17 protein-coding genes are annotated in these 12,382 nt (G+C 63.8%); 5 read left to right on the top strand and 12 right to left on the bottom strand.

The window, feature by feature from the left end:
* Nucleotides 1-122: 122 nt before the first annotated feature.
* Genes WMO66_RS11995 through WMO66_RS11970 form a run of 6 tightly spaced genes read right to left on the bottom strand, consistent with a single transcriptional unit; the run spans nt 123 to nt 5,129 of the window.
* Complete coding sequence (locus WMO66_RS11995) at nt 123-1,229, bottom strand: polysaccharide deacetylase family protein (protein WP_349136654.1); 1,107 nt, start codon at nt 1,227-1,229, stop codon at nt 123-125.
* Nucleotides 1,226-1,642 (bottom strand): lecithin retinol acyltransferase family protein, encoded by a 417-nt coding sequence (locus WMO66_RS11990; protein WP_349136653.1) that lies wholly within the window; start codon nt 1,640-1,642, stop codon nt 1,226-1,228. The genes WMO66_RS11995 and WMO66_RS11990 overlap by 4 nt, the downstream gene beginning before the upstream one ends.
* Nucleotides 1,629-1,877, bottom strand: coding sequence for an acyl carrier protein (locus WMO66_RS11985; protein WP_349136652.1), 249 nt, complete (start codon nt 1,875-1,877; stop codon nt 1,629-1,631). Before WMO66_RS11985 ends, WMO66_RS11990 begins: the two co-directional genes overlap by 14 nt.
* Nucleotides 1,867-2,601, bottom strand: coding sequence for a lysophospholipid acyltransferase family protein (locus WMO66_RS11980; protein ID WP_349136651.1), 735 nt, complete (start codon nt 2,599-2,601; stop codon nt 1,867-1,869). Before WMO66_RS11980 ends, WMO66_RS11985 begins: the two co-directional genes overlap by 11 nt.
* 3 nt (nt 2,602-2,604) lie before the next feature.
* Complete coding sequence (locus tag WMO66_RS11975; protein ID WP_349136650.1) at nt 2,605-3,228, bottom strand: lysophospholipid acyltransferase family protein; 624 nt, start codon at nt 3,226-3,228, stop codon at nt 2,605-2,607.
* Nucleotides 3,225-5,129, bottom strand: a complete 1,905-nt coding sequence (locus WMO66_RS11970; protein WP_349136649.1) for an AMP-binding protein — start codon at nt 5,127-5,129, stop codon at nt 3,225-3,227. The genes WMO66_RS11975 and WMO66_RS11970 overlap by 4 nt, the downstream gene beginning before the upstream one ends.
* 198 nt (nt 5,130-5,327) lie before the next feature.
* On the opposite strand from WMO66_RS11970, the gene WMO66_RS11965 reads away from it, so the two are divergent.
* From WMO66_RS11965 to WMO66_RS11955, 3 genes are read left to right on the top strand one after another with little or no spacing between them, the layout of a single operon-like run.
* Entirely contained in the window at nt 5,328-5,510 is a 183-nt protein-coding gene (locus tag WMO66_RS11965) for a hypothetical protein (protein WP_349136648.1), read from the top strand.
* Between the two features lie 36 nt (nt 5,511-5,546).
* Complete coding sequence (locus tag WMO66_RS11960) at nt 5,547-6,581, top strand: glycosyltransferase family 2 protein (protein WP_349136647.1); 1,035 nt, start codon at nt 5,547-5,549, stop codon at nt 6,579-6,581.
* Nucleotides 6,562-7,149: a 4'-phosphopantetheinyl transferase family protein gene (locus WMO66_RS11955; RefSeq protein ID WP_349136646.1), complete on the top strand. Its 588-nt coding sequence runs from the start codon at nt 6,562-6,564 to the stop codon at nt 7,147-7,149. Before WMO66_RS11960 ends, WMO66_RS11955 begins: the two co-directional genes overlap by 20 nt.
* Here WMO66_RS11955 and WMO66_RS11950 read toward each other — a convergent pair.
* Entirely contained in the window at nt 7,116-7,442 is a 327-nt protein-coding gene (locus WMO66_RS11950; RefSeq protein ID WP_349136656.1) for a MerR family transcriptional regulator, read from the bottom strand. The genes WMO66_RS11955 and WMO66_RS11950 overlap by 34 nt on opposite strands.
* A 67-nt stretch (nt 7,443-7,509) precedes the next feature.
* On the opposite strand from WMO66_RS11950, the gene WMO66_RS11945 reads away from it, so the two are divergent.
* Both WMO66_RS11945 and WMO66_RS11940 read left to right on the top strand, forming a co-directional pair.
* Nucleotides 7,510-8,160, top strand: coding sequence for a DNA-3-methyladenine glycosylase family protein (locus tag WMO66_RS11945; protein WP_349136645.1), 651 nt, complete (start codon nt 7,510-7,512; stop codon nt 8,158-8,160).
* 1 nt (nt 8,161) lies between these two features.
* Nucleotides 8,162-8,659: a methylated-DNA--[protein]-cysteine S-methyltransferase gene (locus WMO66_RS11940; protein ID WP_349136644.1), complete on the top strand. Its 498-nt coding sequence runs from the start codon at nt 8,162-8,164 to the stop codon at nt 8,657-8,659.
* 35 nt (nt 8,660-8,694) lie between these two features.
* Here the strand turns inward: WMO66_RS11940 and WMO66_RS11935 are convergent, their stop codons facing one another.
* The 5 genes from WMO66_RS11935 to WMO66_RS11915 form a co-directional block, all read right to left on the bottom strand.
* Nucleotides 8,695-9,381, bottom strand: coding sequence for a hypothetical protein (locus WMO66_RS11935; RefSeq protein ID WP_349136643.1), 687 nt, complete (start codon nt 9,379-9,381; stop codon nt 8,695-8,697).
* 14 nt (nt 9,382-9,395) lie between these two features.
* On the bottom strand, nt 9,396-10,316 hold the full coding sequence (locus tag WMO66_RS11930) for a DUF4097 family beta strand repeat-containing protein (RefSeq protein ID WP_349136642.1): 921 nt from the start codon (nt 10,314-10,316) through the stop codon (nt 9,396-9,398).
* A gap of 1 nt (nt 10,317) precedes the next feature.
* Entirely contained in the window at nt 10,318-10,929 is a 612-nt protein-coding gene (locus WMO66_RS11925; protein ID WP_349136641.1) for a permease prefix domain 1-containing protein, read from the bottom strand.
* The gene (locus WMO66_RS11920; protein ID WP_349136640.1) at nt 10,926-11,264 is read right to left on the bottom strand and encodes a PadR family transcriptional regulator; all 339 of its coding nucleotides are present in this window, start codon (nt 11,262-11,264) and stop codon (nt 10,926-10,928) included. Before WMO66_RS11920 ends, WMO66_RS11925 begins: the two co-directional genes overlap by 4 nt.
* A gap of 159 nt (nt 11,265-11,423) precedes the next feature.
* Nucleotides 11,424-12,338 carry a nucleoside hydrolase gene (locus WMO66_RS11915; protein WP_349136639.1) on the bottom strand — a complete coding sequence of 305 codons (915 nt, stop codon included), beginning with the start codon at nt 12,336-12,338 and terminating at the stop codon, nt 11,424-11,426.
* Nucleotides 12,339-12,382 lie beyond the last annotated feature (44 nt).

The following is a 12,382-nucleotide window of genomic DNA, read 5'->3' as shown; positions in this document are numbered from 1 at the left end:
AGCGTGCGTCAGCACGATGCGAGTGTGCGTAGCACACGGGATTCCTGATGAAATGTTTTAATCAGGAATCAGGATTACTGGTGCCCCGCAAGGGACCCGTTTTGGCGTGTTTTCCAGCCTGTTTATGTGCCCGCAGGGGCGACCATGGCAGCGAAGCTGTCAAGGCCCGTATACCGCGAGACGTAATAGCGGCTCACAAGGAATGGATCGTCCGCCGTATTGTACTGCCCGCCTACCATTTTCAGGCCGAAGTTGTAGTAGCGCTCTGCGACCTCGAGCGTCAGGTTGCTGTAGCGGCCCGTCGGATAGCACAGCACCGAGGGCTGGCGGCCCGTCACGCGCGTCAGGATACGCTGCGACTCGCCAAGCTCCCGGATGAGCGTCTCCTCGTCCATGGCATCCATATTCGCATGAGTCAGGCCGTGGCTCTGGACGGAAACGAGGCCGGAATCCGCCATCTCGCGCACCTGCTCCTCCGTCATTTTGTGCTGCATGCCCATGGCATCGGCGATCATGAACACCGTCGCCTTGACGTTGTATTTCTGCAGCAGCGGCAGAAGCTCTGTGTAGTTGTCGTCGTAGCCGTCGTCAAAGGTCAGAATGACCGGCTTCTCATACTGCTCCAGCTCCGCCAGATCAGAGAACCAGATCGGCTCATAGCCGTTGTCCACCAGATACCGAAGCTGCTCCTCCATGGACGACGGGCTGACAAACAGCTCATCGATGCCCCACATATTGTCGCTGACAGCATGGTACATGAGCACCGGCACGTTCACGCTCTGCTCGATGGAAAAGCGCGCCGCACCGGGCGTCAGATAGTGAAGTCCGGTCTCGTCGTCGACATATTCCGCGCAGCGATTCTCCTCCGAGACGGCGGACAGCACATAATAGTCCATTCCGCCGTTTTGAAGCGGCTCCGCCTCCGGCAGAGAGAGCCCCGCCTGCTGCAGCGCGTCTGCCGAAACGTATTCCGTTCCGTCCGAAACGGCCGTGACAAGCTCCGTCCCGTTGAGGACCAGCGTCTCGCCCGCCTCCATGGGCGGCTCCGTCGGCGCTTCGGTCGGCGGCTCTGTTGGGCGCTCCGTCACGGGCTCCGTGGGCGCGGCCGTCTCCGGCTGCGTGGCCTGCAGGCTCTCCACACCGCGTGGCGCGGTGTGCAGCATATAGCCAACAACCGCCGCGACAGCGATCGCCAGAACGGCTGTCAAAACAATCCACCACTTTTTCATTCGTTTCCCTCCCCGCTCTGGCGGCTGTAATGCTCACCAAAAGCGCATTCATTGGAAAAGTGCTCACAGTTGTTCGTCCGGTAGTCATAGCCGCCGCGGCCGACGGCAGAAAGCGCAGCTGCGGCGATCTCGTCCGGCGCACGCAGCAGATTTCGCTCCGCGCGGCCATAGATGCGAAGCTCCGGCAGGCCGCCGCGCAGGAATTCCTCCATGCCGGTGCGGCGCACCCGCACGGCTGCCGCATCCGCGCCCTGGTCGGCAGGCGAGCCGTCAAAATGGACGATCTCACCGTTTCCGATGTAAATGCCATGGTGGTAATACCCGCTGCGCCGCACACGCACCTGCGCACCGGGCGTCAGCTCGCCGAAGTCCCAGTGTTCCGGCAGGTCTGCCAGCCGTTTACGCCGGAGCATGGAGCAGCTCCTCGATGACGGCGACCACATCGCCGACGGTGTGCAGCTCCGGCAGGCGTTCCGTCGGGAAGCGGATGGAAAATTCGTCCTCGATGCCGATCATGAGCATCAGCATCGTGATGCTGTTCAGGCCGAGGTCCTCCTGCAGGCGGGTCTGCGCCGTCACATGGCCGAGATCTGCCTCCGAGCCCTCCAGCGCCGTCTGCGCAACACGGATCAGGCGTTCAAGCGTCATGATTTCTCTCTCCTTTTTGCTGCTCCCGCTGCCGCCGGAGCGTTGTTTCCCGGAAGCGGCGGTGGAATTCAGCCGCGCGCGTCCGATATTTCGGTTTCATCTCCAGATAAAGCTCCTCCTGCAGGCGCTCCATGGCCTCCTGCAGGCACTGCGTCGCCTCCTGCACGCCCGCGGCGTTCGGCCGCTGCGTCAGCACGATGGGCGCGCCGAACTGGAGCTGCAGCCGCTGGAACGGCTGATAATTCCCCGCGCTGTAGACGGGGATGACCGGCACTCCGGCCTGCAGGGCCAGCAGCGCCGCGCCCTGCTTGAAGGGCAGGAGCGTTTCCGTCGGGTTGAGCGCCCCCTCCGGGAAGATGGCGACGCACCGGCCCGCACGCAGGCGGCGCAGCGCCTCATGGAAGAAGCTCAGGTCCGCGCCCGCGGCCCGGTCGACCGGAATGCAGCGCAGCGAGCGCATGGCAAGGCTGCGCACGCCCGTGAACATCTCGCCCGCCGCCACAACGGAAATGCGTCTGCAGCGGCACAGCAGGCACAGCATCGGGGCATCCATCCACCAGCTGTGATTCAGCACGAACAGCGCCGGACCGGTGTCCGTGCGCACTTGCTCCGCGCCGGGCGAAAAATGAAGCTTCGGCAGCCAGACAAGGCGCATGCCGAGGCCGCCCATAAAATTTGCAAAATCTGCGGCGATATCCCACAGCCGCTGCAGCAGCTTCCGCATGGCTCACGCCTCCTGCGCCATGCCGCGCAGCTCGATGACCTTGTCGCGCAGGATGGCCGTCAGGCGGTCAAGCTCCGCCGCGTCCGGATTGGCCGTAGAGCACAGCTCCGAAAGGCGGATCGGCTCACCGATGACGACGTCCGTGCGTTTGCCGAAGCCATAGTTCACGGAGTGCCACATGGGGATGATGGGCACATCGGTCTGCAGGGCGAGCAGGGCCGCCGTGCTGCGGAATTCCAGAATTTCTCCCGTCGTGGAGAAGCGCCCCTCCGGGAAGATGAGCAGCAGCTGCCCGCGCCGGAGCGCCTCGACCGACTCGCAGAAAAAGTCCATGCCGAACGAGAAGCGGTCGACCTTGATGGCACCGAGCATCCGCAGGCACCAGTTCAGGAAGCGGTTGCACTCATAAAACGTCTTACCGACGAGGCAGCGGACATAGCGGAAATAGAACAGATACAGCACCAGAAGAAAGTCCATCTGGTTCTTGTGGTTCGTGATGATAATTGCCGGGCCGCGTGTAAAGGCCGGGAGGCACTTTTTGCCCTCGTAGCGGATGCGCGGCCGGAAATACAGGCCGACGTTCCAGCCGCACAGCAGCTTGTTGATCCAGCGGAACAGCAGCTTCATTCGACCGCCTCCCGCTCCGCCTGCACTGCGGCGGCAAAATCCCGCGCCGTGAACAGCGGGTGCGCAGCATCCATCGTCAGGCTGATGCCGTAGCGCTCCGAAACGGCGGAAAAAATATTATAGTAGGTCAGGCTGTCCACGCCGAGCTCCTGCAGGAGCTGCGTGTCCGGGCCGACGGTCTGCCCCGTCACGGAGCCGAGAAGCTCACACAACTCCTGCACGAGCGCGCGGCTGCTCTCGTCCTCCAGCCGGGTCAGCTCCTCCGGCTCCGGCCGGTGCGCCGGGGTCAGGACGATCGAGCCGTCCGCCAGTTTTTCGCGCAGCTCGGCCCGGCGGGGCTTGCCGAAGCTGATGGGCAGCTCCTGCTCCGTCAGGAAAATACGCGCCGGGCGCATCGTCAGCGGCAGGCGGGCGACCGCCTCATAGGCCGCAGCGGAGGCTCTGGCTCTTGCATAGTCGTCCGCAGCCGTCTGCACGATCAGCACGGGGCGCTCATCGCCCTCCAGCTCCATGCCGAGCACACAGCTGGCCGTCCCGGCCTGCAGGGCAAGGCGCTGCTCGATCAGATCCGGACTGAGATTTTCACCGTTTGCACCGATGATCAGGTCGCCCTGCCGGGCCTCCATATACCACCTGCCGCCCTCGGCGCGGAAGACGTCCCGCGTGCGGAACCATGCCTCCGGATCGCGCGGCACGCGCACACCGTTTTCGAGCATGGCCGTGTATAGAAGCGGAGAGCGCAGCTCCAGCACGCCGTCTTCCGCAATGCGCCAGCCGCCGGAGAGCGCCTGCAGAGGCTGACCGACGCCGCCGGACAGCCGCCATTTGGCCCGCCGCGACAGCTCGACGGACAGGATGCCCGTCTCCGTCATGCCGTAGCCGTTGTGCATGCCGTAGCCGAGGCCGTTCATCAGCTCGGCCGCCTGCGGCTGCAGGAAGCCTCCGCCGCTGATGCAGAACATTGGCTCCGTGCCGAGCGCCTGTTCCCGCACGCGGCGGAACAGCACGCGCCGCGCCAGCCTTGCGCCGAGCCGCGGGAAGACGGATTGCAGCCCGTTGGAGAAGCGCACGGCGCGCAGGAGCTTTTCCTTCTGCCCCTGCCGCTCTGCCTCGCGCAGGAGCTGGCGGGCCGTCTGCTCCCACACGGCAGGCACGGCAAAAAAGTGCGTCACGCGGCCGACCTTGCAGGCATACTGGATGCTGCGGCTGTCGTAGCGCTCCAGAAACACGAACGTCACGCCGAAGAAAATGAACCACAGGAGCGAGGCCATCAGGCCGAAAATATGATAGAACGGCAAAAATGCCAGCATCCGCAGCTCGCGCGCCAGCCGGTCGTGCTTGACCTCCGGGCATTTGCGCACGATGCTCTCAGACTGCAGCAGCTGCGCCGTGATGGCCGCGCCGTCATAGAGCACGAGCTTCGGCGTGCCGGTCGTGCCGGAGGTCATCAGAGCGATCTCATCGGCCCAGACGGGCGTGAATCCCGCCGCATCACCGGCCGCGGACAGATCGATACAGCCCGCGCGCGGCCGGTCCGTCAGAACGCCCGCCGCCAGCTGCTCGACCGGGGCCAGCGTCGCGTCGTCCAGCCGCAGGTTCAGCAGCAGAGGCCGAAAGCCCGCCATCAGCGTGCCAAAAAACGCCGCGACCCACAGGGGAGAATTTTCCATGCGGATCGCCAGAAACGCGCCCTCCTGCCCGGCAAAGCGCGCATGCAGCACACGCGCCAAGCGGTTCGTCAGAGCCGTCAGCTCCGCATAGCTCATGCGCTGCGTCTGCCCGGCCGTAAACTGCAGAGAAAAGGGCGTGTCCGTGAATTCCGTGGAAAAAATGCGAAAAATATCCTCGAACCGGTGCCCGGAAGCCTCCAGCTCCCGCAGCTCCCGTTTCCAAAAAACCATGCTGTTCTGTCTCCTCACTACCGGCGCAGGCCCATGCGGCCCCGCCGGGGTTATATAAGGGTATCATACCATACCCGCCCGCGCGCGTCAACCAACGCGGCGTTTTCCGGCGGAAAAATCCCGTTTCCGCGCCGCCGTCCTTGACAATGGCCGGGCCCGGAAATATAATAAATTGATATAATGTATGGAGGTACCCGAATGGAAAAGAAAAAGAGGCATCCCCTTGCCAGGCTGTTCTTCGGTGTGTTTTTCCTGCTGCTGAGTGCCGTCGTGCTGCTGGTCAACCTGTTCCGGATGCCAGGCGGCTATGACTGGGCGCTCGGGCTGCTGGATCTCCTGACATTTCTGGGCGGGCTTCTGCTGCTGTGCTTCCACGCATGACGAAGCAGCGCAGACCGACCACAGAGGGGGAAAGAAATGGAGATCGCAGTTTTGATCCCGGCGTATCAGCCGGATAGCGTTCTGATCTCGCTGGTGCAGGCCCTGCACCGGGAGAACTTCCGGCTGATCGTCACGGACGACGGCAGCGGCCCTGCCTATGCGGATATTTTTTCCGCGCTGCTGCCCTATGCCGAGGTCCTGACCTGCCCTGAGAACAGGGGCAAGGGCCGCGCACTGAAATGCGCCCTGCGCCATCTGGCTGCGGACCCGCAGGGCTGCCGCGCATTCATCACCGCAGATGCCGACGGCCAGCACACCGTGACGGACATCCTGCGCGTGCGTGAGGCACTGCTGTCCGGCAGCCGCTTCGTGCTCACCACCCGGACGCTGCGCGGGAAAAGCGTCCCGCTCCGCTCGCGCGTGGGCAACGGCCTGTCGCGCTTCTTCTTTTCGCTGGCGGCAGGCTGCTTTCTGGAGGACAACCAGTCCGGCCTGCGCGGCTTTTCCACGGACTGCCTGCCGTGGCTCACGGAGATAGGCGGAGAGAAATATGATTATGAAATGAACGTGCTGCTCTACGCCGCGCGGCAGGAGCTGCCCATCACGCAGCTGCCCATCGAAACGGTCTATCTCGACGGCAACCAGAGCTCACACTTTGACCCGCTGCGCGATACGCTGCGCATTTATCGCCGAATGCTGGATACGGCGCGCGGCTCCGTTCTGGCGTGGCTGCTGCATGTAGCTGCTATCCTGCTGCTGTCGCTGACGCTCGGGTGGCATTTCTTCCTGTTTTCCATCCCGCTGTGCGGCGCGGGCAGCGCGGCGCTGAGCTACTGCTTCAACCGTTTTCTGGTCTTCCGCCGCGTGCGTTATGCCTGTGGGCCGCGCATGCTGTTCGGCGCAGCCGTGCGCACGTCGCTGCGGCTGCTGTTCTGCTGCATCCTGCACCCGCTCGGCCTGCCGCTGTTTGCCGCATGGCTCATCGGCTCTGTACTCACCGTTCCGCTGGAATATGCCTACGTCCGCCTGACGGGCCCGTGGTGGTCAAGCTATGCGCTGCGCCGTTCTTGACATCCGGACCGTCACCGCTGCGGAGCTTGCCCGGTGGGAGACCGCGGCAGAGCCGGAGCGCCGCGCCCGCTGGCAGCAGTTCCGCCGACCCGATGACCGCGCCCGCAGCATCTGCGCCGACCATCTGGCGCGCACGCTGCTCCGCGAGGCAGGTGCGCAGACGCCCGTGATCCGGGTCGGGAGGAACGGCAAGCCCTATGTGCCCGGAGGCCCGGCCTTCAACTGCAGCCACTCCGGAAGCTTCGTGTGCTGCGCCGTGCACGGCAGCCCTGTCGGCATCGATCTTGAGGCGCGGCGGCCCGTCCGCGCCGCGCTGGCTGCGCGCATCTGCACGCCGGAGGAGCTGGTTTTCACCGCGCCGGGCGGCCGGTTCGACTCGCTGCGCTTCCTGCAGCTCTGGACCGCGAAGGAGGCATGGGTCAAATACACCGGCGAAGGCCTCGGCGTCGATTTCCGCACGCTGCCCGCCGCAGCAGCAGACGGCTTGCACGAAACGCTGTTCGGCCGCCGCCTCGAGCAGACCGTCACGGAGGACTATGTCCTCTCCGTCGTATACGATGCAGTATAAACGCAAAAAGCAGACAACCAGCCAAGCAGGACCTCGCGCTGACGATGGAGTATTACGAGGCGCAGGGCGATGGTATCGTCTCCCCGCTGGGCCTGCTCGATATACTGCCGGATGTCACGGATGGACATTCCGGCCTTTTTCATGCAGCAGGTGATCTGCAGCCACTCCAGATCGGTGTCCTGAAACATGCGGATGCCGCCCGGCAACCGCTCCACAAACGGCAGCAGGCCCTCCTTGTCATAAAATCGCAGTGTCGAAGCAGGCACATCCAGCCGCAAAGCGCTGTCTCTGATTTTTATATGCTCACTCTTGCTATCTCGAACGTATGTGCTATAATAGTCCCATCAGGAGGTGGGGCTGATGTATTTTATCTACGGCGAGGCCGAGCTGGCGTATCTGCGCCGGAAGGACAAGCGGCTGGCTGCGGTCATCGACCGTATCGGGCCGGTGGAGCGCACGGTGGACCCTGATCTGTTTTCCGCCGTCGTGCACCACATCATCGGCCAGCAGATCTCCATGAAGGCGCAGGCCACGATCTGGCAGCGCATGCAGGACACGCTCGGCTCTGTCAGCGCTGAAACGATCTTAGCCGCCGGTGTGCCCGCGCTGCAGGCCCTCGGCATGACGTTCCGCAAGGCGGAATATCTCACGGACCTTGCCGGGCGAATTGTGGATGGCTCGTTCGATCTGGAGACCGTCCGCAGTATGGACGATGCGGAGGCTATCCGCGCGCTGAGCAGCCTGCGCGGCATCGGTGTCTGGACGGCGGAGATGATCCTGCTGTTCTGCCTGCAGCGGCCGGATATTTTCAGCTATGACGACCTTGCGATCCGGCGCGGTCTGCGCATGGTCTATCGCCATCGCCGCATCGACCGGGCGCTGTTTGAAAGATACCGCCGCCGCTTCCATCCCTATGGCAGCGTGGCGAGCCTGTATCTTTGGGCCGTCTCCGGCGGCGCGATTCCGGAGCTGACGGACCCCGCGCCGAAGAGCGCGAACGGAGGAAAATAACATGATCTTTACCGCAAGCTGCGCCTCCCCGCTGGGCGGCATCGTGCTCGCAGCGGATGAGATCGGGCTGACCGGTCTGTGGTTCACGGACGCAAAATACTTCGGCGCGGGGCTCCCCGCTTCGGCCGCAGAGGCGGACACTCCCATTCTGGCAGAGGCCCGGCGCTGGCTGGACGGCTATTTTGACGGGCAGAGGCCTGCGGCCCTGCCGCCGCTCCACCCGAGCGGTTCGCCGTTCCGCCGCGCGGTATGGGACATTCTGCTGACGATCCCCTATGGCGAAACGACGACCTATGGCGCAATCGCGCAGCAGCTGGCCGCGCAGCGCGGGCTCGCGCACCTGTCCGCGCAGGCTGTCGGCGGGGCGGTCGGGCACAACCCGATCTCGATCCTCATTCCCTGCCACCGGGTCATCGGCGCGGATGGCAGCCTGACCGGCTACGCCGGAGGCATAGAAAAAAAGCGCGCGCTCCTGGAATTAGAGCACGCGAAAATTTGATTTCATTTTGGGGCTGCCATCCGGCAGCCCCATTTTTACTCCTCGCGGAGGTCGTAGAAGATCACGCTGTCGCCAAGCGCCTCCGTCAGGCGGCTTGCCATGGTCTGCACGCCGTCGTCACTGGTCATCGACGTGTGGTAAGCGCCGTAGATCCCCATGACGGTGCCGCCGCCCAGCGCGCGATATTCCCGCAGCAGATTCTGCGTCATGGCGTTCTCACGGAATTCCCCGTCCTGCGTGCGGTAGAATTCCAGCCCCTGATCGATGTTCTCACTGGCAAGGCGGTATTCCTCCGTATCGCGCTTCCCCTCGCTGCGCAGCAGCTTCAGATAGCGGTAGCCGGTCGAATTATACTGGTGGCCGACGTCCGTCCCGTGGAAAACGGTCTCGGGGCAGGCCTCCTTGATACCGCGATAAAAGTCCAGCACATTCTGATGATAGGACGCGCTGCCCTTCCAGTCGGTATAGACCTCCATGAGAATTCTGTCATTATCTGCCTGCATCCAGCGGTTCAGGTACTGGGCCGTATAATACGGCAGCTCGACAAACAGATCGCGCATGCCGTCCTCATAATAGCCCTTCCAGAGCGCAAGCTCCCGCTGCAGCAGCTCGTCGTTCGCATGGAATTCGCCGTAGAGATACAGCCGGTCCTGCCGCGCAGCCGTGCACCCGGAGGCGAGCAGTACGGCAGCGATCAGCAGCAGGGCGATCCAACGCTTCATATGCATTCCGCCCGTCAGGCGCAGCGGATATGGACATCGCCGCTCACGCTGTCAAATTCATAGGCCGGGCCGCCCTGCCCGTAAACGAACTCATCCCTGTGCAAGCTGCCCGCAAAGCCGTCGACTGTCAGATCGCCGCTCACGCTGTCCAGCGTAGCCGAGAAGCCACCGTTTTCCGGGAGCGTCAGCATCACGCCGCCGCTGACCGTGTCACAGCTGATGTCCTGCGGCAGGATGGAGGTCGTCAGGTGCAGCGCGCCGCTCGTGGTATCGAAGTCGACTGTTTCAAACGCACCGCCCAGCGTGAGCGAGCCGGACGTCGTGTCGGCCGAAAGCTCACCGACTGCGGCATCCGTCACCGTCAGATCACCGCTCGTGCTGTCGAAGTCCAGGTTCTCATACGCGCCGCCCGTCAGGGTCACGCTGCCGGAGACGCTGTCCAGCTCCAGCTCACGGAGCGTCAGTGCCGGGAGTGAGGCCGTAGCTGCGCTGAGGTCGAGGCTGAGCTTCTGCAGCTTCCCGGCCCGGCCGGCCGGGATGCCGATGGTCAGCTGCTTGGCTCGCGTCGGGATCGTCAGGCCGCTTTTCTGCGAATAAACCGTTAATTTCCCGTCCTTCAGCTTCCAGCGCATACGGGCATCACTGCTCTCGGGCTGCGGCTCTTCGCGGAGCGTCACGGCGTCGCCGTCCGTCAGCTCCACTGTCACGCTGCCGGAGAGCCAGCTGACGTCCAGCTCACGCACCTCGCCCGAAACGGAGGCCTCGCCGATGGTATAGCCCTCGTCGCTGCCGTGGTCGTCGATCCAGTGGAGGGACAGGTCCCCAATCTTCCAGTCCAGCACTCTGGGGATCGCCAGCAGGCTGACCAGCACGCTGGCCAGCACCAGCGCAATCGTGCCGCAGATACAGATCTTTACAATAGCTTTTGCTTTCATCTTATACACCCTCCACCAGAGTCCGCACGCTGCTCAGCACGCCGCCGAGCGCCGCGCCTATCGGAAACACGAGCCAGGTCACGATCCACTTGCCCGTTGCAGCCGTCAGGACGGCATAGAGCACGCAGATGCACAGCCGCAGCAGGCCGTCCACGAGCCGCCAGCCCGCGCGGCGGCCGCGCGCCAGCAGGATCACGCTTTCGGCCACATGCAGCAACGCCGCTGCAAGCGGGAACACCGCCCAGGCATAGCCCCACGAGCCATACCAGCCGATGGCCACAGCCAGCAGGGCCGAGCACGGCCACACAATGGCGCAGGCGATACGCATGCCGCGGGAATGCGGCTCCTTTTCCGGCGCTTCGGCCTTTGGCTGCGCTTCCCGTACAGGCTCGGCCTGCGCAGCGCGCGGCAGGCTGGAAAGCAGCTCCTCCACATCGCCGACGCTCTCGAGCGCGCTGGCATAGGCCTCCTGCTCTGACTTTCCCCCGGCAAGCAGATCGTCATACCGCTGCAGGGTATTGCTCAGGATCTCATCGCGCAGATCGCGCGCCTGCTGCGTGTCCGGTGCGCCCGCAAAGCGGCGCAGCACCTCCTGCCTTAATTGTTCTCTCATGACTCTTCCTCCATGGCGATCAGCCGATCAATGATCTCTTTTGTGGCCTCCCAGACGCTGACCTGCTCCTGGTAGGCCATGCGTCCGGCCGGGGTGATGCGATAATAGCGCCGCCGGGCGCCCGTAGCCTCGCTGCCCCAATAGGACATGATCTGCCCTGTCTCCTCCAGCCGCTTGAACGCGGTGTAGAGCGTGGCCTCCTTCAGCTCATAGCGCCCGCCGGACAGCTCCCGGACCGTTTTGTTGATCTCGTAGCCGTAGCTGTCGCGCTGCATCAGGCGCGCCAGGATAATGGTCTCCGTATGGCCGCGGATCAGGTCTCCCGCAATATACAAGGGACTCCAGCCTCCTTCCCGCTGCCGCATCCGGCAGCCTTTGTGAGTCTACTATAGCACAAGATACTTCGCCTGTCAAGGTATCTTTTTCTATAAGATAGCTTCAAGCGCAAAAAAACGCCGCAGAGAACGTATCTCTGCGGCGGAAAAATGCCGTATTCAGTTCCGCAGCCTCTTCTCCAGACGCTGCAGCATACCGCCGATAATGGCGTCATAGCGGTCCGTATCCACGGCCACGGCGGCGCGCATGTCGGCATGCTCCGACGGATGCAGCACGGTCTGGCCGCTGCGCTCCGGCGGAGCCAGCTCCACGGTGATCTCACCGGTCTGCCACGTCATCAGCCGGTCGTCCAGCTGTGTGGAGATGGCGACGGCATCGTGCATGGCCTCGCCGCTGCGGAAGCGGATGAGCGCCTCCATGATCTCCCGAAAGCCGCCCCGCTGCGCCGGAATATAGCGCTCGAACACATCCGGCCGGATGGGGCAGCCGAGCGTGATGCTCAGTCCGACCATATCGATGGGAATGCCGCTCTCAAAAACGAGCTTCGTGGCGGCCGGGTCGTGGCCCGCGTTCGCCTCGACATAGGGCGTGATGTTGCCGCGGCCGATGCTGCCGCCCATCATCACGATCTTTTTGATCCAGTGCGGCAGGTCCGGGTGCTTCTGCAGGGCCAGCGCGATATTCGTCAGCGGCGCGACCGTCACGAGGACGAGCTCGCCCTGCGCGGCCTTTGCGATCTCATAGAGCTTGTCCCACGCGGTCAGATCGTCCGGCGTCCTGTCGGACTGCGGCAGAACGAGATTGCCCACGCCGTTGGAACCGTGGCACTTCGCCGCAGGCGCGCCGAACTCCGCCTCGAGATAGCGGTCCGCGCCCCGTGCCACCGGGACATCCGTCCGGAACAGGGATAGGATGTTCAGCGCGTTTTGCGTCGTCACATCCGTGTGATTGTTGCCGCCCATGGTGGTCACGGCGCGCAGGTCCAGGCGGTCTGAATAGGCGCAGGCCAGCGCAAGGCAGAAAAAGTCGTCGATACCGGGGTCGGTATCGATAACGATGGGAATGCGTTCCATACTGTCTCCCTTTCAAAAATCACGCGGGGTCCGGATGACCGAAC

It is taken from the genome of Faecousia intestinalis, assembly GCF_040096185.1.
GTDB lineage: Bacteria > Bacillota > Clostridia > Oscillospirales > Oscillospiraceae > JAZOXB01.
Note: the sequence above shows the minus strand (reverse complement) of the source record. Positions and strands in the feature narration are given on the sequence as shown.